Below are 22,556 nucleotides of genomic sequence, written 5' to 3'. Positions count from 1 at the left end.
TGAAGCTGAGGCAAACTATTACCGGCATCTCGCCAATCAGGTGGCAACCGCTGCCTGACTTAAACCAACAAGCCTCCACGAAACGCGGGGCGGTTCAGACAAGTGCGCTGTGTGCAGCAGAGCAGTCGACTGGAACAGGCCAAGTTTGATGACGTGTCAGTGCTACTCAGATATGCGAAGTTGGTCGACGCACTCCGTTGACCATCGAACGCTTGAATTAGCGTTCGCCCAATGGGTGACGGCGTCCTTGGCACCTGACGCAGAGGGCCGGCCATCTTCTTCTGGCTCTGATGCAGAGCAGTTCGGGCTGCTCAGACTTCTGCAACCGCTGTCCCTTGGGTCAGGGCTGTCTCTCACCTACGCACTGGCCAGTGCGACTCAGTATCCGGTGGGCGGAGTCGGCCCACGTGTGAGGAAGAAGACCTCTATTCCTCATGGCAGGCAGGTGCTCCAGGCAGCGAATCACCTCGTGCAGCGGATCGCCGACGGGGACCAGATCGAACTGAAAGTGGGCCAGCGCTCTGTAACGTTGGCGCTGCTCTTCGAGGCCATGAGCAAGGCGAAATGTCCAGAGGACAAATCCATTGCGCTCTCGATCCTAAGTTGCATTCTGAGGCAGGGTGGTCGTACGAAATGGTCGGGGCCGTATGGTCAGCTTTCTCAGATGCCTTTGTTCTGATTTGTATTGCAGGTGCGTTGAATCTAGGGGCAGCCATGAGACAAGACACTGAACTGGAATTGCGGTGATGGCGTCTCTTGCCCGCTACCTGGACGACGGCTCGATGAGTTTGCTTGATCTTCATGAGGTGGTCCTCAAAGGGTTGCCTGCGGCGGAGGTGGCTGAGTTCCTGCGTTCCTTCAAATCCATTCCCAAGCGTGAGCTTCTCGTCGTCTTGGGATTGCGTGAACGAACGTTGCAGCGGCGCAAGGCATCGAGGTTGCCTTCGGCTCCATCCGCCGCCGCTCTTGACCTGGGGATTGTTCTGCATTCAGCGGTCGCGGTGCTAGGTTCAGTTGATGAGGCTGAGCGATGGTTAGCGCAGCCCGCAGTGGCCTTTCGGGGCCGACGTCCCCTCGACATGCTGACGACGCGGCAAGGGGCCAGGATGGTGTGCGACCAGTTGGTGCGCATGGATCATGGCGTCTATAGCTGAGTGCTGCGGAGGTCGGCTTCGGGCAGGCGCGGCAGGTTCTTTCGGATCATCACAACCACGTAGACCGTATGCTGTACAGCGTATCGGTGATCTATGGCGTATCATTTTTCGAGAATTCAAGGTTTCTTATCCGTTGGTCACTGGATATTCGCAAGGCTCGGCATGCCCCACGAAAAACACACAGTCAACAAACTGCTGACTCAGTTCAAGTCTCTGTTGCTGGAGCGGCTGCACTTCGAGCATGTCGAAGTGGAAATCGACCCAACGAACCGAGCGGGGCTCTCCCACCTCGCGCTCATTATTCCGGTTGAGGGCGTGCATTTCCGAGTCCTCGTTGAGGTGAAGCGGCACGCCTTTCCAAGGGATATTGACGTGGCACGGCGCCAACTCGAGGCGCTGTCCAGGAAGGACGGTTCGCCTGAAAAGTTGATGGTCTGGGCGGACTCGTTGAGCGAAGGCGCGCGCAGGGCGTTGCAGTCCATGGGGATTGGGTACTTTGACGGAAGCGGCAGTCTCTCCCTTACGATTGGTCCACGGCAGATCCTCATCGATCGCCCACCCCTCAAGCCGCAATGGCGCGACGTGGGCACACTCTTTACCCCAGAGCGGGCCAAGGTGTTGCATGCCCTTTTGTTGGAATGGCGATCGTGGCGCTCGGGTGTGGACCTTGTTGTGGCGTGCGGGGCAAGCCCGAATACCGTATCCGTGCTTATGCGCGAACTGGAAAAGCGCGGGATGGTGAAGAGTGAAGGAGTGGGGCGCGCTGTGCGCCGTCAGTTGCTGGCGCCGGAGGAGCTTTTGGATGCGTGGGCGCAATATGGCACTGCCAGCAACCGCAGAAAGACTCGGTGGTTTTCATACGCCCAGAATCCGGCGTCCCTTCCTGCATTCCTGGCCAAACGCATGGACGAAAAGCAACGGTACATGTGGGCATTCACTGGCCAATATGCTGCGAACAGCCTCTCACCCCATTTGACAGCCGTTGACGGCTATGACCTCATCGTGCCGGCTGGCGCTTCCGAAGATATTGCTCATCACCTTGAGCTCAAGCCTGCCGACCGCGGCTTCAACGTCACCCTCCACGAGTGCGAGGAGTTTGCTTTTCAGCATCTCACCCACCTCAAGGGTCGGCCCGGGTGGTTTGCGAGCTCAGTGATTCAGTACCTTGACCTCGCGCGCGCCGGAGGCCGCAGCCAGGAGCTGGCTGCCGAATTGAAGAAGATCATCCTCAATGGCAGTGGAGAATATGTTGATGCTGATGTTGTTCTCGACCAGCTGCAGCGCAAACTGGATGCGGCGCGCAATCGCATTTCTAAGAACCCGTAAGCTCTTCTGCACCCTTCATTTCGGAAGCTCTTGCCTACAGGATCGCAGTATCCGAATGCGGCAACGCTACGCGTTCAGGTGAGAACGCGGCCTGTCGGACAGGGCAACCGCATGACCCAATGGGAAAGCTCTTTCCATGATCCTTGGCCAACGCTGTGTAGAGTATTGGTCACGGGGGAGTACCAGAATGATTGTTTTTCTCGTCGACGCGGACAACCTTTCTTCACCTCACTGGGTGAATGAGGCGCTAGAAATTCTTGAGGCCAGCGAGGGCGCTGTTGCAGTCAGGCGCGCGTATGGCAGCGCAGAGAATCTCAAAGGCTTGGCTGAAACGCTGAGAACCTGGGCCATCCGGCCCTTCGTCAATCTGTCGCTGACGAAAAACACCACGGACATCGCCTTGGCATCCGACGCCATGCAATTTGCCTGTCAAACGCCTGCGCCTTCCATGATCGTCATTGGGTCAGGCGATGCAGACTTCGTGCCTCTTGTCGTGCGGGTGCGAGAACGGGGTATCAAGGTGGTTTGCGTATCGGAGCGAAGCAAGATGGCCAGTGAAGCTGTCTATGCCTACGACAAGGTGCTGTTTGTGGGCAATCAAAAGGCAGGTCCCACGGACTCCACGATGGACGATGCAGGGGCTTCAGTGCCGGTCCGTACCACCGCGGCGGACACCACAACCGCAAAAACCACCCCGGTCAAGAAGGCAACGACGAAAAAGGCGCCGACCAAAAAGACTGCGACAAAGAAAGTGGCCACGAAGCCGCCTGCAACGACGGCCGACAAAACGAGCCTGTCGGCCATACTGGCTGCGGTACCCAACCTGAAAGCTGGCGAGTGGTTGCACTTGAGTGATGCCGCCAAGGCGCTGCACGACAGTAAGCTGCTGGGCAAAAACGCGTCAACCACCAGGCTGTTCAACAGGCATCCGGACCACTTCGAACTGACCCCAAAAAAGCAGCCCAACAAGGTCCGGTACGTCAAACCCTCTGGCAAGGTCTGAGCGCAACTACCGGCCTGCACTTCATGAAGATTGGTGAAATTGACCCTGTAGCGTTGCGAAAATCGATGAGGTTCGCGCTTGACCTGGTGACGGCTCACCGGATTGCCAAGGGACTGAAACTGGATCAGGAGCGCTTGACGGCTGTTCGTGAAATCCTCGAGGAACGGGTGGTTCTGGCGTTGACTGAGGTTGATGTGGGCTCCATGCCTTCAACATGGTCGTGGCAAAAAGCCGCCGAGACCATTTCGACTGAGATAGCCCTGCAAATCATCCGCGAACAAAAGCACGAGCCTCCAGACCCTGAGATCTTGGGTCAATGATCGTTTTGCACCCGAAAATCTGCTCTTGTAGTCTGCCGTTGTACGGAGTAGGCCATGCGATGAGGTGACAGATGGGTGCAGGGACGGCGCTCACGTTTGTCATGAAAGCTGCGCAACCTGGGTCGTCTCGCTTGAGCGGAGGCGACCATGGAAGATCGTTGGTGCAATGCCTGCGGGTGCAAATTCACACCCCGCGCCCAATCTCCAAAGCAGACCTACTGTCCTCTCGCTGAATGTCAGCAGGCGCGTAAGCAGGTTTGGCAACAGGCCAAGCGCAGAAGCGATCCCGACTACTCTGCAAATCAGTCCGAGGCGCAAGCCGACTGGGCAAGAAAACACCCTGACTATTGGCGCTCCTACCGAGCTGCGAACCCTGGCTACACGCAGGGAAACCGTTCAAACCAGCAGGTTCGCAACGCTGCTCGACGTATTGCAAAGAGTGACGCGTCAGCGGGTGCGATCGCACTTCAAGACGGGATCTACCGGCTTCAGCTCATAGGGGCGGACGCGAATTCGGACAAGGTGGTCTTGGTCCGCCTGACCATTCTGGGCAAGGCCGATCCATGAATCTGCTGATTGCAAAGAGAGGACTTGATCGCTTATTGCCACGAGCACTGATACCTTGTACGACGGCGCATGCTTCCGGATCGTGTCATGCGGCGAACTGCTGGTCTCACCCACCACACGATCTCATGTGAACACCAGAACTGAGCATTGGGGGCTGAGCAATGGTCAAGAAAGAAACAGAGATTGAAGATGGCACGTTTCGGGCGGCGGTCTATGTCCGCATGTCGACCGAGCACCAGCAGTACTCAACCCATAACCAGCAAGACAAGATCGAGGCATACGCGCGCAGCCGCAGCATCGACATTGTCCAGATCTACGCGGATGAGGGGAAAAGTGGCCTGCGCATTGACGGGCGTGCTGCTCTCCAGCGGCTGATCAGCGATGTCGAGACCGGCAAAGCGAACTTCAACGTCATCCTCGTGTACGACGTCAGTCGCTGGGGCCGCTTCCAGGACGCCGACGAGAGCGCGTACTACGAGTACATCTGCCGCCGAGCCGGTATCCAAGTGACCTATTGCGCGGAGCAGTTCGAGAACGATGGCTCCCCGGTGTCGACCATCGTCAAGGGTGTCAAGCGCGCAATGGCGGGTGAATACAGCCGGGAGCTTTCCTCCAAGGTCTTTGCCGGTCAGTGCCGCCTGATCGAGATGGGCTACCGCCAGGGCGGCCCAGCCGGATTTGGTCTGCGCCGGGTGCTGATCGACCAGTCCGGTGTTTCCAAAGGGACACTCACGCGCGGGCAACACAAAAGCCTGCAGACCGATCGGGTGATCCTGCGTCCGGGGCCCCCAGAAGAGGTGGAGGTGGTCGACCGAATCTACCGTTGGTTTATCGATGACGGTTTGCAGGAAAGCACCATCGCCGCTCGCTTGAACCGGGAAGGAATCCTCACCGATCTTGATCGTCCTTGGACCCGTGGAACCGTCCACGAGGTGCTGACCAACGAGAAGTACGTTGGAGACAACGTCTTCAATCGCACCTCGTTCAAGCTCAAAAAGCAGTTCGTCGTGAACACGCCGGACATGTGGATCCGCAAGGAGGGGGCGTTTGAGGCCGTAGTCGACCGCGCGATCTTCTACACGGCGCAGGGCATCATCCGCGCGCGCTTCAGGCGTTTCACGGACGACGAACTCCTGGAGCGGCTGAAGAACCTGTATCAACAGCGTGGCCTGCTGTCTGGGCTCGTCATCAACGAGACCGACGGCATGCCCTCGTCGTCGGTCTATGCCCACCGCTTCGGCAGCCTCATACGTGCCTACCAGTTGATCGGTTTTCAGCCGGAAAGGGATTACAAGTACCTTGAGATCAACCGATTTCTGAGGAAACTGCACCCCGATGTTCTGCAAGCCACCAAGGGGAACATCGAGGCTATGAACGGACGGGTCAAGTGGGATGAGAGGACTGACTTGCTGCATGTGAACAACGAGTTCACCGCCTCCATCGTCCTGGCGCGCTGCCAGCAGCTGGAGAGCGGCCGGCGGTTCTGGAAGGTCCGCCTGGACACCAGCCTCAACCCCGACATCAGTGTCGTCGTTCGCCTGAGCCCGAGGAATGAGGAGGCCCTTGATTACTACTTGCTGCCAAGGCTGGACTTTGGCACCAGTGGGATCCGGCTGGCCGAACAGAACGCGATGGAGCTGGAGAGCTATCGGTTTGACACGTTGGACTACTTCTACGGTATGGGCGCTCAGACGAAGTTGCGTCGCGTGGCATGAGCAAGGTGGCTCAGTCGGGCGACATCCGGCTCATACCTATTGAGCGGATTGAAGTGCTCAACACGCGTGAGCGCAACCAAGCAGCGTTCGACGAGATCGTCGAAAACATCAAGTTGATTGGCCTGAAGAAGCCGATTACCGTGACCCCACGCAAAGGAGATGATGGTGCAGAACGTTACGTGTTGATCTGTGGTGAAGGCCGACTCAAGGCGTTCTTCAAACTGGGCGAGACACGTATCCCGGCGCTCGTTGTCGATGTCGAAGAAGAAGATGCTCACATCATGAGCCTGGCGGAGAACATCGCTCGAAGAAAGTACATGCCGCTGGAACTGCTGCATGGTATCAAGCTGCTCCATGAAAAGGGGTGCGAGGCCCCGGCCATTTGCCAGAAGACAGGTTTGTCGCCGGAGTACGTCAACACGCTGCTCATGCTCATCATCCTCGGAGAGGACAGGCTATTGGCAGCCATTCAGAAAGGAAGCATTCCGATCACTGCTGCGCGCGACATCGTCAGCGCGGGCAATGACGACAAGGCCTTGCAGGGAGTTCTCCAAGATGCGTATGAGTCTGGGCAGTTGCGCGGGCGACCCCTCCTTGAAGTCCGAAGACTGCTTCAGCTTCGTCAAACCCTGGGCAAATCATTGGCGCGCAAGAGCCCCAGAAAACGTAGCGGCGTGACCACGACCACGCTGGTGAGGGCGTATCAAAAGGAGGTAGAGCGCCAGCGTATGGTTGTTCGAAAAGGCTCATTGACCCAGCAAAGGCTGGTGCTGATCGTCAGTGCCATGCGCCAACTCGTCTCCGACGATCACTTCGTCACCCTGCTGCGTGCGGAAGGGCTGGACACCATGCCCGCTTACCTGGCGGAGCGCATCTACCGTGCTGGGAGCAAAAAGTGAGCAAGGTTGTTTTCAGTTTTGTTCTCAAGCCGGTACTGGTGGAATTTGACAAGCTGCTGCTCTGCAAAACCCTGACACCCACACTCCAGGACACCTACAAGTTTCGACAGGTCAAGGCCTCCATTGAAGAGGTCGGTCTGATCGAGCCATTGACCATCTCCACGGTAGATCGAAAGACGGGCCAGCATCTTTTGCTCGATGGCCATATTCGCTTGACGGCGTTGAAGGAGCTGGGTGAAACGCAGGCGTTATGTCTGGTGGCCAACGATGACGAAACCTACACCTACAACAACCGTGTCAACAGACTCTCGTCCGTCCAAGAGCACCTGATGATTCGCCGGGCTATTGAACGTGGACTGTCGCCCGAACGCCTCGCCAAGGCGCTGTCCCTTAATCTCCAGCTGGTCAAGGACAAGATGAATCTGCTGGATGGGGTCTGTCCTGAAGTGATCGAAATGCTGAAGGATCGAGAGTTTTCGGCTTGGATTTCCAAGATTCTGCGCCGGATGAAACCAACTCGGCAGATCGAATGCGCGGAGCTGATGATCTCGGCCAACAACTTGACGATCACGTACGCAAGAGCCCTGTTCGCTGCCACCTCACAGGAGATGCTGGTCAGTCCTAAGGGCACCAGTGCCTCGCAGGCTGCGACGCAAGAGCAGATCACCAAGCTTGAGCGCGAGACCGCGAATCTGCATGAGCGCTACCGGATCGTCGAGCAGAGCTACGGGGACGATGTGCTGAGCCTGTCCCTCGTCAGGGGATACACGAAAAAGTTGCTTGAGAACGAGGCGGTCGTTGGATTCCTGCAGAAAAAGTACCCAGAGTTTCTGCAGGAGTTCAGCAGCTTGAGGAACGCTGTAGCCCTTGATCAATAAGGCGAGATATCCGGCGTGTCTCTGTCACCCTAGCTCCTCGACGGCAGGTTCAGACTGAGGCTGTGTGTAAACAACTTTGGCGCTCGGCCGAACACACCGTGGCGATCGCAGCGGCTTTGCGGCGGCGAAGTTGCTTTCGCAAGCGCGGCGGCACGATGGCCGTTTCGCCCTAAGTTCTCATCTGCGCGATCAGTGCCTCAGTACCAAGGATCTTGATCACTCGTCGCAGGTTGTACGCCAACACCTGCAGGCTCATCTCGGTTCGCACGCGGGGTAGTGTTCTGGTCAGGAAGTGCGTGGATCCCATCCACGCCTTCAGCGTACCGAACACGTGCTCCACCGTGCTCTGTCGCAGTCGAGAGGCTTTGGGCGCCCCGTCAAGGCGGGCCTGGACGATCTCCAGAACGTCTTCATGCTCCCAACGGCTGATGCGTCGTTGGGGAGCTGGGGTGCATTGGCTCTTGATGTCACAACCACGGCATGCAGAGGACCAGTACTTGTGCAGCGTCTTGCCGTCCTCGACAGTGGTGAAGCGGCGAATGGCTGTCTGGACGGCTGGGCACTGATACTCGTCGCGCTCACTGTTGTACATGAAGTCGCGCTTGTCAAAGCGACCTTCAAACTTACCACCCGAGGTCAACGGCTTGGGCACCATCGCCGCGATGCCCGCCTGTTCACATTCAAGAATCTGGTACCCCTCGAAGTAGCCACGGTCCGCCAAGACAATCAGACTCGGATGCGCTGCTGCCTCCTGGGCAGCTTTTGCCATTGCGGCCAATTGGCCGCGGTCCGTGACGGCATTGGTCACCTCGTGCGCAACGATCAGATGGTGCTTGGCATCGACTGCGGTCTGCACGTTGTACCCCACCACTGCTGAACCCAGGCGACTCGTGGCCATGGAGCGAGCATCGGGATCGGTGAGAGAGATTTGACGCTCCTGCGAGGTTTGCAACTGCTCCTCAATTTTGCCAAGGCCGCGCATCTGCTCTTTGATCTTGGCGATCCTCTCCTTCAGACGCGCCACCCGCTCTGGAAGAACGATCGCGGGATCACGGTCGGCGCGGTCAAGCTCGGTGAGGTAACGGTTGATGCTGTGCTCCAGCTGCTGCATCCGCACCTGGATCTTGTGGCTGGTGAAGTTCTTGTCACGGTTGTTGACTGCTTTGAACTTGCTCCCGTCGATGGCAACAATGCCGTCGGCGAATAGCTTGAGCCGCCGGCACAACAGGACGAACTCGCGACAAACCTTGCGGATCGCGTCTCCATGATCCTTGCGGAAGTCAGCGATGGTCTTGAAGTCTGGTGTCAGGCGGCCGGTCAACCACATCAGTTCAACGTTGCGCTGAGCCTCACGCTCCAGGCGCCGGCTCGATTGGACCTGGTTGAGGTAGCCGTAGATGTAGATCTTCAGCAGCACTGCGGGGTGGTAGGACGGCCGGCCGGTTGCTGCAGGGCTCACGCCGTCGAAGCCGAGCTGGTGCAATTTCAGCTCATCGACGAAGACATCGACGACCCGCACCGGGTTGTCGTCTGCGATGTAGTCGTCCAAGCACTCCGGCAGCAGCGTGACCTGACTGCGCTCCTCGCCCTCGATGAATCGCTTCATATGGCCCACCTAAAGTCGCGTTGTCGAACCTTAAGTGATCACATCGGTCAATTCAAGCGTTTTCACACAGCCTCGACTGGTCAGAGTCATTGGCGGCTGGCGTTCCAAATGACCGGTGCGTTATTGACCTGACATTCGATGGGCAGCGGTAGCTATGACCGCAGCGCACTCGAAACCGGGTACTCAACGGGCCAACTGCTGCCGAACCGACCTGCATAACGGTCCTGCCTCTCGAGAACTGGCGCTGACGCAGGTGAAGAGAAATTGGCAGTCCTGATCTCGTCGCCCTGGGGCCGTCGGGCGGATTCATTGTGAGCTAGCCCGCCAAATCGCGATGGTCTGCCCAAGATTGACCAAGACCGCCCAGATCAATCGCTCATTGCAAAGCGTCCGCTAGGCACTGCGTCGTCACTAAGTGGGGTGCTCGCCGCTTGGGTGAATTACCCTGCGGTTTGATCTCCTGGCGGCAGCACCAGAATTGGAACGTGGTGGGCTCTCGCCTCCAATGTACAGCGGCTCATACCGGACGCCGGTGTAGATTGATCGAGAATCCACGGAAATGGCTCTGTGACGTCAAGACAAGCAGCGGGGCATTGCGCAACGAAGTACAGGCGATCGAAAGTTGAATTGGCTTCGAGGAATCTAGAACAACGCTATGGCAACAACAACTTCTATGCCCGCGAGTGGCAGCGTCGCGTCTTCGGTAGCGGCGCCTTCTGTAACAGCTCCAATGCGTGCGGGCGGAAGAGCCACCGAGGCCGGTATGGCCTTTCAGGCCGCAGTCGCATTATGGTTTGCATCCCACCTGCTGGCTCGAACGCCTGTCGGCGGCAGGTTTGGCCTGAACAACGCTGCGATCCCGATCTCCATACAACTCGAGACTGGAGACGGACTCGACGACATCGAGGTCAAGCTGTCCGACGGCGGCAGCATCCACATTCAGTGCAAGACGACCGCCAACCTTAGCGATCGCGAGGCCAGCCCTCTCGGCAAGACGATCACCCAGCACGCTGTTTGGCTGGAGCGCACGGTGACGGCAGGCGGCACGCCCGACCCCACCAAAACCGCCGGACTACTGGCTGTGGGCTCCGGTGCGCCGCAAACATTGGACATCCTCGAGGCCAGCTGCAGGGCCTTCGACATGGGCGGCAATTGGGCCAGCACTCCGGTGCATCGCAACAAGGCTGAGAAAGAAGCTCTCGCTCTCTTCGAGTCGCTGGCGAAGCCGGCTTGGCAGTCCAGCAGTGGGGCACATCCGAACGATGACCAACTCGTTCAACTCGCGCGCCACTTCCACGTGGCCCGCTTCGACATGGACGAAGGGCATCGAGACTGGCGGGAGGCTACGCAACTGCTCGCGCATCGTGTGTTTGCCGATGCTGCAGTCAGCGAGGCGGCAATGCGTGACCTTCGAGGGCTGATGCGCGACCTGATCCGCAGTGGAGCGCCAGCCGACAGAAGAGGTCTCCTGCGAGAGCTTCGACGTCGCGGTCACCGCGACGTCACCGCGGCCGACTACGAGGCCGACGTCACCAAACTCCGCGCAGTAACGCACCAGGAATTGCTTCGGTTGGAACGTCATAGTCATCTGCCCCTCGTGCCGCCCCTGCGCGTTGAGCGACAGTGTGATGCGCCACTGGCCGAGGCGATTTCGGCGGGTTCCACCCTAGTCGTCGGCGAGCCAGGTGCCGGCAAGACGGGTGCCCTCGTGTCCGCCGCCACAACCATCCTGAGCCGCGGCGGTACTGCGATCTTCCTGTCGGTGGATCGTTTTCCTGGGGTCGCAATCGCAGCGGATCTCGCATCAGAGTTGGGACTGCAGCGTCCATTGTTGGATGTTCTCGCCGCCTTCCCTGGGCTCGGGCCGAAATTGCTCATTGTTGATGCCTTGGATGCCGCGCGCGGTGGGCCCGCCGAAGCAGTGTTCGCGGCGCTCATCGAACGTGCACGGGCCGATCTTGACGAGTGGACGGTCGTTGCATCCATTCGTACCTTCGATCTTCGGAACGGTCGCAGGTATCGAGAGGCCTTTCACGGGACACCTGTCGATCCAGACTATGCCGACCCGGCCCTCAGCGCGGTCATGCACTTCGTCGTACCGCGCCTTTCGGAACAAGACCTGACGGAAGTCGGCAGCCTCGCGCCGCAAATGGCGACGCTGCTTAACGCGGCGCCAGGGCAACTTCGTGCCCTGCTCACGAGCATCTTCAATCTGTCACTGGCCGCACAGCTTCTGTCGGACGGCGTCGGCGCCTCCGCCTTCAGCGCCATTTCGACGCAATCCGGACTGATCGATGTCTACGAAGACACTCGCCTCACCAGCACTGCCATGCAGCAAGCCGCAAGGGCGGCTTGCGCCGTCATGCTGGGACGTCGTCGCCTGGCCGTACGCAAGGTCTTGATCGAGCACGACAGTATTGACGCGGCCATCCAGACCGGCGTCCTGGTCGCCAACGACGATCTCGTACGATTTGCCCATCACGTCCTCTTCGACCATGTCACGGGTCGCTTCTTCTTGGACTGGGACGACCCCGGGCAGTTGTTGCTGCAATTGAGTGGGGAGACCGCCTCAGCCCTGTTGCTGGCGCCCGCGTTGCGCTTCGCGATCGAGCGGCTATGGCGAAACGACGATGCTGGACGGCCACACACGTGGCGACTTCTGGCAGACATCTTCGCCACCGATCAAGTCGACCCCGTTTTGGGTCATGTAGCGCTGCGCGTCGCCAGCGAAAGCGTCGAGAGCGAACCCGACATCGGCGACCTGCTGTCCCTCGTCGCCGCGTCGCCCGCCGGCCCCGGCATGTCCGGCCTGCTGAACCTCCTGTCCAGGTTCGTTGCCATGGATAGCGGCGCGCGGCCGGCCGTCGCATCGCGCGATGCGGTCTGGGCCCGCTTGTCCGAGGCGCTGCTGGCGACGCGTGAGCGCGCCCTGCTCGAGCCTGCCCGGGTCTTGTTGCTCATGTTGTTCGACAAGCCGAGCCTGGCCACTCCTGGCGCATTCCTCAGCTACGGCCGGGCGTCCAGGGCACTGCTGGAGGCAGCTTGGTTCGCCAATCCAGAGCTGACCCTGCTTGGCGCCCAGGCGATACGCTTCGTGGGCAAGAGCTTCGCGTCCGACGCGCGGGCCTCCCGCCTGCTGCTCGATCGCATCCTTCGCGAGCCGCGCTTCTCCCAACACGCCGACCAGGAGGCAGGCTGGCTCGGCGAACAGATTCTGCCCATCGTGCGTGCCGATCCAGAATTCGCCGTGGAGATCTATCGCTGCCTGTACAGCCAGACCATTTCCGACAACACGAGCACCATGCTCGGTGGCGTCGGAAGCCGCATCCTGCCGCTCACGTCAAATCGTCGGCAGGACTATGACCATGCACTGTGGCGGCTCGGAACGAGCCTGCCCGAGTTTCTCGCCATCGATCCGGCCTCCGGCACGAGGGCCTTGATTGAGGCTTCGGTCGGAAAGGACAGCAGGGACAGCTACGCCCGACAGCGGGAGCCGGAACGGGTCACCATCGGCTCTGAAATCGTTGAAATGCGCGGTCACGAATTCGAGTACCGAGCCTGGGACGACGATGACGCCACGCGCTTCAATCGCGACGACGACCTCCTCCGAAACTATTTCCTCTTTCTTCGATCCTGCTCTGTCGACGCCTTCCAAGCGAGCGTGGCGGCGGCCTCTGTCGGCCACGCGACAGCGGCCGTATGGAACCGGATCTTCCGCGTCGGCGGCGAGCGTATCGCCGAACTGGCGGATCAGCTGTGGCCGTTGTTCGAGCGGATCGACTTTCTGAATGCACGGGGAACGGCACGCGCCGCTGCCACCTTTGCAGCACTGGCCTGGCTAAGCCGCACAAATCAACAGAAGGCCCAGTTCGAAAGCCTGCTAATTGGGCGCGCGGCTTTCGAAGACCCCGCAGATCAACATCGCTGGCAAAGCACGCTTAAGGGGTTCTTCGAGAGAGTCGAAGAAGACGCCCTTGTGCACGAGCCAAGCCGCGAACTTCGGCGCGCGCTCGCTGAAGCCTGTGCATTCTCAGCCCAGACGGCCAGCCACATTGCCACTGGCGCGGCGGAGGACCACTACGAGTGGAAGCTCGAAAGCCTGCGTCGCGAGGGCATTGATCCCCTCGCCGAACCCCAACGGACGGTGCGCGAGGCGTCGGACGCCCTTTATGAACGCCTTGGCCAAACACCGGGTGACCATCCTCGCCCCTATCTCGCTGCTTTGTGGTCGGAGGCGCTCGCGCTGGTGGCCTTGCTGGATGCGGCAAACAAACTCCACGAGAAGGTCGATATGCCCGCCTGGGGACATGTCTCCAACGTCGTCGAACGCATTGCGTCCTGCCCAAACTATTTGCCGGATGTTGATGGATTGCCTTCGCTGCCAGTTCTGTTCTCGCTGCTCCAGCGCCTGTCGGCCAGTCCTTATCCGAAACCGAAGGAGGAAGACCTGTGAGCCTGGGATGGGGGAATTGGGCTGTGCGCGTATACGCCGCCGAGTCGTGGGTCTCGCTCGCGCCGAGATTTGCCGGTGAGCATCCAGTGATCCTGGACAGTCTGGCGTCGTCACTCGACGACCCCGCTCCTGCCGTCCGTCTCCAGTTCATTCAGAACATGCAGGTGATCAGCGCCGCTGACCCGGAACGCATGTGGCAACTGGCCGAACGTGTTGCAGCAACGGAGAGCCACCCGGACCTTGTGGCCGCGCTGCTGTGTCGCTCATTGATCAGGTTCGGTCAGACGGATCCGATGCGATGCGAGGCACTGCTCACCACCGTCAAGAACAGGCTCTCGACGGGGCAGTTACCGGTAGACGGAGATCGCAATCAGGTCCCGGAGGCCTTGGGGCAATGGATGGCAATCCTCTTCGTCGGACATGAACGACAGATGGCCAGGGCTTGGCTGGATGAATTCGCTGCCGATCATGTCCGATATTCAGGGGCACTTCAGAGGTTTGTCGGCATGTTGCGAGGCCACCTGTTCGACCGGTATCGATCCAATGCGACGGAAAAATCCCGAGGCATCTGCGACCGGTCACAGGAGGGTCTGCGTATCGTCTTGACGCAAATGTCGCAGACCGCCGCTGAGGCGCGGTCGGTGCTCGTGTCGGGTCCGGACGAAGTCACCCGTGACGCGGAGATCAAGCGCTACCGTGCTGCCGGCATGCTGGTCGAAGGTGTGGTCAATCAGCTCTATTTCGGCTCGGGTGCATACGCGGCCCAGCAGTCACAGCAAAACAGTCAGGACGAAGACCCGCCGGGCCTGCTCGACGTCACGGCCAAGGCGCAGTTCCTCGACGACTACGCCGACACGCTAGCCATGCTGGCAAGCTCGCAAGAACCCGGCACGCTGCATCACCTGATCGAACTCTATGAGTATCTGATTCCGGGCAACCCGGCTACCGTCTTTGAATCGGTCTGCCAGATACTGCTGGGCCGCGGCCGCGAAGAAGGCTATCACTTTGAATCACTCGGCAATACGGCAGTGGTGCGCATCGTTCAACGCTATATCGCCGATCACCGGAATATCTTTGAAGACGAAGGCCGACGCGCTCAACTCGTGGAAACCCTCCGCTTGTTTTCAGAAGGTGGCTGGGCTGAAGCTCTGAAACTGCTCTACGAGCTACCGGATCTGCTTCGATAGCAACCAACGAAGATTCCACATGCTCCAGATTGCTGCGGGAAAGCTCTTTCGCGGTCCCACGCTCATGACGAATCACCTACGGGGCGTGCTGTTCAGCAACCTGGACAGGCTACCGAAAGACGGGATCCGAACGTCGGCTGGCAAGCTTGGATCAGTGGATGCTCTGCAGCTGCGATCTTCAAGCTTCATCTACGAAATTGACGAGATGATTGAGGGAGACAAGCTTGCTCCCGGAATGATTGCTGGATATGGAGTTGACAGATATCAGCAGGACTTCTCCGCGGTAGTTTCGTTTTTCCTACAGGTGACATGCAGCCCTGATTATTCGTTGGTGTCTAGGCTGACTAGCGGCACGGCGGGACTGGCGACCGGAGTGCCGCCGAAGCATCTAATCAGGCGAGTCTTTGAACCTCGGGTCGCTCTCAAGGCAGATGAGTGGGAAGCGTTCGCGCGGTGGATCGACGAGCTACTCGGTCTCGACCGCGCGACATACCTTGTTGTGATGCAGGCAATCCGCACCTTGGTGACTGGCCTGCATCGCACGGTTGACGACCTGGAAGTTGCCTATACGCTGATGGTTGCCGCGCTGGAAGCGATGGCGATGAAGTTCGATGGCCACGAGACGAGCTGGGAAGACGTGGAGGAGCGCAAGCGCTTGGAGGTTGACACTGCTCTGTCAACTGCCGACGCTGAGCTCGCGTCGGCAGTGCGTAACGCAATCACCAAGCATGAGCATGTTCTGCTGCGCCGGAGGTTCAAGGCGTTCGTCTTGGCTGTTGTACCCGACTCGTTCTTTGGCGGAGATGCAGACACATCGGTAGCTCCACCGGGCCGTCTTGACCTTGGTGATGCACTTGACGTCGCTTACGAAATCCGCTCCAGATATGTTCACGCGCTTGAGCGACTCCCACAGGAGCTGACTGGTCCGCGAGGCTTTGCGGAACAGATACTGCTGCTGGATCGTAGGACGGCGATCACGTTCCAAGGACTCTTTCGAGTGGCACGAGCTGCAATCATCGAGTTCGTACGTCGTCAACCGAAAGTTGACAAGGAGCCACACGAATACCTCTACGAAACCGGGAGCGTTCAACGAGTGCAGTTGGATCCAAGCGCTTGGATGGCGCCTCATGCAGTCAAGCTGGAAGCCGGACGCGAATGGTTTGAAGGGTTCCTGGAGCTGTATGACCGAGGCGTCTTAGGAGCCAAGCAGCCAACGATGATCGGACTGCAAGAATCTTTGGACAGGCTAGACGAGCTTCCTCAACGGGGAAAGGTCCCCTCCGAGAGCAAACGAGGCTACGTGGCTTTGTTGAACGCGGTGCATTCCCTTTTGCCAGCGCAGTTTAAGCCCACTAAGCCTCCTTCGATTCTGAAGAAGTGGCGAATGGATTCAGCAGCGCCTTTCCCCGAGGCGCTAGTGCTTTGCTGCCTTTCCAGCATCGTTCCTCCATGGACCATCGAGCAGCAAACGAAGACGCTGCTGGAACACTTGCAAAGGCGAGCAAAGAAAAATGGATTGCGCCTTCCGCGGCGGCTTGACGCCGCAATGCTAATGGAGCTGGCCGAACGATATCGTCGGGCTGACGATTGGACAAAGGCGTTGACCTACTTGGCAATGGCGTGCGAAAACTTTCCCGAGTTTGCGTCTTTGAGAGAATTTCAGCGAGGCGTCAAGCCAGAAATGGAGTTTTCCTGGCGATTGGTCCTGCTCCCTGTCGTTGAGGACAAGGATACTGATGAGTGATTTCTCCATCGGGTCGGATGCCTGAAGTCGTCGGCAAGAGCAGCGGACATCCGACTGGCCGACACGGGTCCGTAGTCGCCGCCGCAGCTGATGTCAGCAGCTCATCCATCACCGGACGTCGAGCAGCCGTTGCGCGGAGAGTCTGAACGACTGCAAGGCGGTCGACAGTGTGAGTTCAAGCTGTGGACTTGGCTGACAGCAAACGCTGCACATCTGCCGGTCGCCAATGCGTCTCGGCTTCAGGCGACCACCCCGACCAGGGTCCTTGACGAGGATTCGCCGGGCCTCCAGGCAAAATCCAGATGATCGGGGCGAGCTTGGCGTCGGGCCTGCCGGGAATCCCACCTTGAAGAATGGAGCAGCATCAATGGCACTGACGAAGAAGGGCGAGTTCTGGTACGGGACGACGTCGGGCGACACCCAAGCCGAGCTGCGCAGTTACAGCGTTGCGAATCGCCATGAGGCCGTCCGGTTTGCCGCGTCCAAATGCGACTGCGGGTGCCGGAGCTTCGCGCTGCAGACTGATGAAGAAGTCGGCGTGGCAATCCGAACCTGCACCGACTGCGGGCAGGAACACCTGATGGGCGACAGTGCGGAATACGTTGAAGAAGCCGTGCCCGAGGCGCACGAGTGCGTGTGTGAAAACGAGGTGTTTGAGCTGATGTCCGGCGTCTCCGTTTCCGAGGGCACACATGACGTGCGTTGGTATTACATCGCTTGCCGCTGCGTGGAATGCAATCTAGTCGGGGTCTTCGCGGACTGGAAGTGTGAAGCGGGTGATGCAGCGGCCTTCCTCGCCAAGGTATGAACGGCCGAACCCCGCAGAGATCAGGTTCGCAGGCATTGGGTCACGCGAGGCTCAGAGTCAGGGCTCAAGTTTCAAGCCCTTTCTCGAGCAATACATGACCTTCTCGCGCTGGAGCGCCAAGCCTCGGCACGTCGAAGGCGCCGAGATCGCGCTTATCGCGCGAGCGGCCAAGTGGTGTCATGAATTGGTCGGTGGACTTGGCTGTATCAATAACCGTAACTGTTGCGGAGCAGAAGTCCGGAGGACTTCAGCATCAGGCTGGTTGCTGTCGCTCGACTTCTGCGACTGGGTTCTTTCAAGGCACCAAAACCGGCAGTTCACCTGATCGGACTTCACGTGACCGGTCAACTATCTGAACTGGCTTACGGTAGGGATGCTTGGGCAAATCCCGAGAGTGGCCGCTCAAGTCGCGAATGGACTGGTGCTCTCGACCCGTTGCGGTCGTACAAGGCCCCGTCACTGGGTGGCAGCAAATGCCGGGTTTCATGGTTTGCTCATACCTGTATAAAACTTAGGCCTTGGAGTACAACTCGTTGATTTAATAGAAGTTTCTGGAGATTGAGATGGCCAGAATATCCCGCGCTGTCCAGCTTATCCCGCAGGGTATGCGGGATACGTTACGCTAGGCCTCACACCACCCCTGCTCATGCAGCCGAAGCTTCTAAACACCGTCGGACAGAGTTTGATGGCGATCGGTCTTTACACCGTTGCCTTCGAGTCTCTCGTGCTCACAATCAAGGCTCAGATGCAGGGGCATCTGCAAAAGCACGATCCCGCAGCACTCAAGAAGTTTTACGGGTCACTTGGCACCTCGAACAGCACACTCAAATTCTGTGAGCCACGACTCGTTGCCGAAGGCGTGGTCGACTCAACAGACATGAGTTCGCTTGTCGCGATTCGCCGGCGCCGAAACAAGATGGCGCACGAGGGATACAACGAGACATTTGATCTCACTATCGATGATGTCGCGGAAGACATCCGAGCAATGTTCATAGTCGCCAAGAAGGTCGAGAACTGGCGTCAAGCGACTGCGGCAACGAGCAGCACGGGATCAACCCCATTCACGATTGCACCAAGCATATTCATCTTGTACCTGCAGGCGGCCCAGCAGCTTGCCAAGACAACACTCGCCATTCCACCCGAAAACAGTGAGGCCTACTTGCTCGTGCAAGGCGATGCCTAACCTTTCGGTCAAGATCCTGAGTTCGACCCTTTCTGCACCGGCATTCGATCACGGTCTGGCGGAGCAACCGTTGACCTGGCACGCTGGATGACTGCAGCCCCCTTGATACCGGTAATTGATGCCGCCGCGCTGCCGGGTGATCCGATGGCGGCTTTGTGTCAGGCACCGTGCAAGCAGTCCCCAGGCGCGACCGGCGGCTGTCGCTGCTAAGCGGGTCCTGAGTCCTTGAGGGGTGCTCCGCTGCCGGATCGTCTTCCCCCACGGCACCTGGCAACTGAGAGCTAAGCGCTGCGACGGGACTTAACGTCCGTCTGGTCGCAGTCAGCATTCCGCCAACTGCGAGCAGTTCAAGACTGGCTGCTGACCTCAGGGCACTCCAGTACGGTCGTTCGAGCCATGCAAGCTACAGAGACCTCGACCGCAAACTAGCCCAAGCCCACTCGCTCGCTTTGTAGGTGGCAACGGCAGCAACCGCTGCACGGCAGAATCACCCCGCTTGAAGTCTGCTCAACACTGCACCGGGTCCCTCGAGGCGGACGTTCCGAAGGACTGCGGCGTTCATCACCGAGGTTTCGACGGCACGCACGTCGAAGGGCAGCTGAGCTTCCGAGACCGGGTACTCGAAGTGGCGTGGCCACTTCCCTACGAAAAGCCGTTCTAGTGCGAGGTCAACAGGAACTTCCAACTCACCTCGGCCCCAACTCCTATCGAGTTGCAAAGCCACCAAATCGACCAACCGGTCAAATCGCGCCCGAATCAGAGGCGGCGGGGCCGCGACCCGCGTTTTCGCCGTTCGTATTGGCCCCCGTATCAATGCCAGGGGCGTTATGAAGTTGGACCAGATACTCCCTGAGTTCGACCTCGTTGCCGAACTTGTGTCCACCTGTCGTTGGAGCGGCCGCCTCGAGCAGGGCGTCTCGATACAGGTTTCGTTGATCTTCTGGCAGGCGATTGCCGTTCGGGCCACCGTTGGCTTTCACTCGGGAGCGGTACACGCCTTCGTGAGGTGCCAAAACGCAGCCAGGCATCTGCTTCAGCTGGCCGTACGCAACCTGACTCCGCAGAGCGATAGTGATCGTCTGACAGGATGACTTAGCGGGAAGCGAGCCATAGGCGTGGCGCGCGAGGTCGACCAATTCCAGTACGTTGTTGGCGTCCTTATGGACGAGGGCGCGAAGCGTGTCCTCCAGAATGACATGCTCGATCGGACCTCCCGCTCGGATGTAGAGACGTAGTTGCAGCATCTCGTAGCACGCGCCGAGGGCGCGGACTGTGGCGGACAAATCCATCGCCGACAAGTCGTCGCCACGACCTTCGGCCGGCTTGACGAATTGCCGGTAAGCGAGCGGCCCAAGATCCAAGAGTGTGAGCGGCATCGTATCGCCCCGGTTGGCACGCGATGGCAATGCTCGTCGCGCCGACCGATAGACGTCACCTGCGGCCTTGAAGATACCTCCGTCACGGTCGTAGCCGTTTCGCTCGGCGTGCCGCGCCACCGGCTCCCACGGGTGCGGGAACGGCGTGCCGAGAAAGTAGAGGCCGAGCCAGGTGCCGGTCAGATCGCGCATCAATGGTCGCCGGTCCGGGATTGGCTCATCGGACAATTCCTTTTCAATGAGACGTCGTGCACACCGCAACAGCACGCTCTGCAGGTGCTTTGGCGCCCCACTTCGCATCCCGGCTACGAGCCGATCAGGGAGGTCCTCCAGATCGAAGCAATGTGAATCGTCACAACGGTTGGGGAGTTCCTTCAGAAGGGGAACGACAGCCAAGAGAACCGCACGCAGCGCTACGACAAGCGCTCGCTCTGTAGTGCTCATGCCAGTCGGCCCCATAGGTCCCGAACCGAAATTCGGCTCTGGCCGGGGAACATTGCGACCAGGGCCTTGACAAACACCTTGGCGGACGCTTGGAAGACCAATTCGTCGTCGAGCACCCCCAACGTGGGAGTGGACTTCCGGGCCGTGCTGGCGATCCAGGCCGGGGCGCCAAGTAGTTCAAGCAGATAGCGGAGGTCAGCGGTCGCGTCGCCGCTCGCCACCAACCCGGCGTCCCCCTGTTTGGACGCCAGCGCCGCGGCGTACCGCAACACGGCGAGCAGATAGTCCTCGGCCGTGCAGCCGCGATCGGCGTATCGCCGCACCTCCTCGTTTGCCCACTGGACCATGCCGCGGTAGGTCTCCTCGGCCCCTGCGCTCAACGACAAGCCGTCCCGGTCCGCAATGACGAGCACTGCCGAGCGGCTGCGCGGTTCGCGCCGCAACACCTGGAAGACGACACGGTCGGTCGCGTGTATCCAGCACAGCGGACGGGAGACCCAGGCGCGGCAATCGACGCGCTTCCAGGTCTTTTGCACCTCTTGCAGCACGATCCACTGCCACGCGAAGCCTAGGAAGTCGCCGAACAGCGGTTCCCCATCGTCCGGTCTCAGCCGCCGATTCCATTCCTCAGAACCCGGCATCGGCAGGTCCGTGACGAAGCAAGCTTTCAACTCGCCGCTATCCCGGCGCAGTGCCCGCGCGAGATTGCGCCTTTCTGCAGTCGCATCCTTCGGCTCTGAGTTTCGCTTCGCGTCCTTTACGTACTCCTCCCAGGGATCATTTGCACCCCTCGCAATCGACCACCACACCGGATCAATGTCGTGCATGCGCACGACCGCATGAATCTTTTTGGCAGAAGCGTACCGTTCATAGACGTCGTGCTCGAAATGGCTGAGCCCGGCGTCCTCGGCGAGGCGACTCGTGAACCCCTCGACCTTGCGGAGGTCGTCGACAGCTTCTTTCAGGCCGCTGTAGTGCTCGGCCGCTACGACTATCGCAATCAGGGCCATGACGAGCACCGCCGGCTGGTAAGCCTGATGCATAGTGAAGGCAAACAGCACGACTACGAAGGACGCCATGCCGACTGCCCACCACCCGCAGCAGATCCGTTCGACGAGGCGGCTCAACCGAGGATAGTGGAGAGGGACCAGCCAGCCCGGTTTCGCGCCTGACGGCCGTTCCTGGGATTGCGCCCGACCCAGAATGCGGAACGCCCCGAACCACATCCAGGAGATCGCGGCGGCTGCAGCGATCTGGACAGCTGCAGCTACTATGTGCGGGGAGCCGTGAGGCTCGCCGACGTGCTTGGCAGCAGCGGCAGCGCTATCGGGTTGACCAAACAACCACATGACCATCGTGTCGGACTTCAGCGTCGACCAGCCGAAGTCGTGCAGGCTCTTTACTAGCGTATCCAGCTCAAAGTAAAGGACCACGAGGCTTAAGGCTAAGGCTGTAGCCCAGACCTTGACGAATCGCTTGTTCGCCCCGCGATTGGCAACTGCGCCTGTCGACTCCTCCACGATGATTTGTCCCACGTCCCTAGCCTCCTGGACTTGCAAGCCGAACGCATTGCTCGGAGAACACGGTTGAAGTCAGGTGAGCATAGGAGTATTAAGAGCTTCCTGCAAGGTACAGCAAGTGCCCAATCGGGGCCAGGCTGACTCATCGCCGAGGAGAGCGTGGTCAAGTTAGATGCCGTCAAGTTCCCGGCGATCCGCGAAGGCGAATTGCCGTCAACCGGCGACCATAGCTGCGGCAAAAATGCATTGGGTCTAACGTCTAAGGTAGAGGCAGTTTGAACCGCCCCGCGTTTCGTGGAGGCTTGTTGGTTTAAGTCAGGCAGCGGTTGCCACCTGATTGGCGAGATGCCGGTAATAGTTTGCCTCAGCTTCA

The 22,556-nt window shown here is 59.4% G+C and carries 17 protein-coding genes; 14 read left to right on the top strand and 3 right to left on the bottom strand.

Annotated features, from left to right (window positions below):
- The first annotated feature begins 409 nt into the window (after nucleotides 1–409).
- The 9 genes from ASE11_RS11220 to ASE11_RS11185 all read left to right on the top strand — a co-directional run bounded on the left by ASE11_RS11220 (nucleotide 410) and on the right by ASE11_RS11185 (nucleotide 7,862).
- On the top strand, nucleotides 410–679 hold the full coding sequence (locus tag ASE11_RS11220; protein WP_156406316.1) for a hypothetical protein: 270 nt from the start codon (nucleotides 410–412) through the stop codon (nucleotides 677–679).
- Between the two features lie 67 nt (nucleotides 680–746).
- The gene (locus ASE11_RS11215; protein ID WP_056270846.1) at nucleotides 747–1,154 is read left to right on the top strand and encodes an antitoxin Xre/MbcA/ParS toxin-binding domain-containing protein; all 408 of its coding nucleotides are present in this window, start codon (nucleotides 747–749) and stop codon (nucleotides 1,152–1,154) included.
- Nucleotides 1,155–1,316: 162 nt separating this feature from the next.
- On the top strand, nucleotides 1,317–2,480 hold the full coding sequence (locus ASE11_RS11210) for a hypothetical protein (protein ID WP_056270844.1): 1,164 nt from the start codon (nucleotides 1,317–1,319) through the stop codon (nucleotides 2,478–2,480).
- 187 nt (nucleotides 2,481–2,667) lie between these two features.
- Nucleotides 2,668–3,483 carry an NYN domain-containing protein gene (locus ASE11_RS11205; protein WP_056270841.1) on the top strand — a complete coding sequence of 272 codons (816 nt, stop codon included), beginning with the start codon at nucleotides 2,668–2,670 and terminating at the stop codon, nucleotides 3,481–3,483.
- Nucleotides 3,484–3,506: 23 nt separating this feature from the next.
- Nucleotides 3,507–3,803, top strand: a complete 297-nt coding sequence (locus tag ASE11_RS11200; RefSeq protein ID WP_235501259.1) for a hypothetical protein — start codon at nucleotides 3,507–3,509, stop codon at nucleotides 3,801–3,803.
- Nucleotides 3,804–3,950: 147 nt separating this feature from the next.
- A complete protein-coding gene (locus ASE11_RS25805; protein WP_156406315.1) occupies nucleotides 3,951–4,370 on the top strand; it encodes a hypothetical protein in 420 nt (139 codons plus the stop codon).
- A 161-nt stretch (nucleotides 4,371–4,531) separates the two neighbouring features.
- Nucleotides 4,532–6,085, top strand: coding sequence for a recombinase family protein (locus ASE11_RS11195; RefSeq protein ID WP_056270836.1), 1,554 nt, complete (start codon nucleotides 4,532–4,534; stop codon nucleotides 6,083–6,085).
- Complete coding sequence (locus tag ASE11_RS11190; RefSeq protein WP_056270833.1) at nucleotides 6,082–6,984, top strand: ParB/RepB/Spo0J family partition protein; 903 nt, start codon at nucleotides 6,082–6,084, stop codon at nucleotides 6,982–6,984. The genes ASE11_RS11195 and ASE11_RS11190 overlap by 4 nt, the downstream gene beginning before the upstream one ends.
- The gene (locus ASE11_RS11185; protein ID WP_056270830.1) at nucleotides 6,981–7,862 is read left to right on the top strand and encodes a plasmid partitioning protein RepB C-terminal domain-containing protein; all 882 of its coding nucleotides are present in this window, start codon (nucleotides 6,981–6,983) and stop codon (nucleotides 7,860–7,862) included. The genes ASE11_RS11190 and ASE11_RS11185 overlap by 4 nt, the downstream gene beginning before the upstream one ends.
- A gap of 169 nt (nucleotides 7,863–8,031) precedes the next feature.
- Here the strand turns inward: ASE11_RS11185 and ASE11_RS11180 are convergent, their stop codons facing one another.
- Nucleotides 8,032–9,468 carry an IS1182 family transposase gene (locus tag ASE11_RS11180; RefSeq protein ID WP_056270828.1) on the bottom strand — a complete coding sequence of 479 codons (1,437 nt, stop codon included), beginning with the start codon at nucleotides 9,466–9,468 and terminating at the stop codon, nucleotides 8,032–8,034.
- Between the two features lie 763 nt (nucleotides 9,469–10,231).
- On the opposite strand from ASE11_RS11180, the gene ASE11_RS11175 reads away from it, so the two are divergent.
- The 5 genes from ASE11_RS11175 to ASE11_RS11155 all read left to right on the top strand — a co-directional run bounded on the left by ASE11_RS11175 (nucleotide 10,232) and on the right by ASE11_RS11155 (nucleotide 18,843).
- Nucleotides 10,232–13,921 (top strand): hypothetical protein, encoded by a 3,690-nt coding sequence (locus ASE11_RS11175; protein WP_056270825.1) that lies wholly within the window; start codon nucleotides 10,232–10,234, stop codon nucleotides 13,919–13,921.
- A gap of 158 nt (nucleotides 13,922–14,079) precedes the next feature.
- Nucleotides 14,080–15,108: a hypothetical protein gene (locus ASE11_RS11170; protein ID WP_235501257.1), complete on the top strand. Its 1,029-nt coding sequence runs from the start codon at nucleotides 14,080–14,082 to the stop codon at nucleotides 15,106–15,108.
- A gap of 19 nt (nucleotides 15,109–15,127) precedes the next feature.
- Nucleotides 15,128–16,852 (top strand): hypothetical protein, encoded by a 1,725-nt coding sequence (locus ASE11_RS11165; protein WP_056270819.1) that lies wholly within the window; start codon nucleotides 15,128–15,130, stop codon nucleotides 16,850–16,852.
- Nucleotides 16,853–17,219: 367 nt separating this feature from the next.
- Complete coding sequence (locus ASE11_RS11160; RefSeq protein WP_056270816.1) at nucleotides 17,220–17,660, top strand: hypothetical protein; 441 nt, start codon at nucleotides 17,220–17,222, stop codon at nucleotides 17,658–17,660.
- Nucleotides 17,661–18,306: 646 nt separating this feature from the next.
- Entirely contained in the window at nucleotides 18,307–18,843 is a 537-nt protein-coding gene (locus tag ASE11_RS11155) for a hypothetical protein (RefSeq protein ID WP_056270813.1), read from the top strand.
- Nucleotides 18,844–19,583: 740 nt separating this feature from the next.
- Here ASE11_RS11155 and ASE11_RS11150 read toward each other — a convergent pair.
- Nucleotides 19,584–20,411, bottom strand: a complete 828-nt coding sequence (locus tag ASE11_RS11150) for a hypothetical protein (RefSeq protein ID WP_156406313.1) — start codon at nucleotides 20,409–20,411, stop codon at nucleotides 19,584–19,586.
- Between the two features lie 248 nt (nucleotides 20,412–20,659).
- Complete coding sequence (locus ASE11_RS11145) at nucleotides 20,660–22,198, bottom strand: hypothetical protein (protein ID WP_156406312.1); 1,539 nt, start codon at nucleotides 22,196–22,198, stop codon at nucleotides 20,660–20,662.
- Nucleotides 22,199–22,556 lie beyond the last annotated feature (358 nt).

The organism is Hydrogenophaga sp. Root209 (assembly GCF_001428625.1).
GTDB lineage: Bacteria > Pseudomonadota > Gammaproteobacteria > Burkholderiales > Burkholderiaceae_C > Hydrogenophaga.
This window is presented reverse-complemented; position numbering and strand designations above follow the sequence as displayed.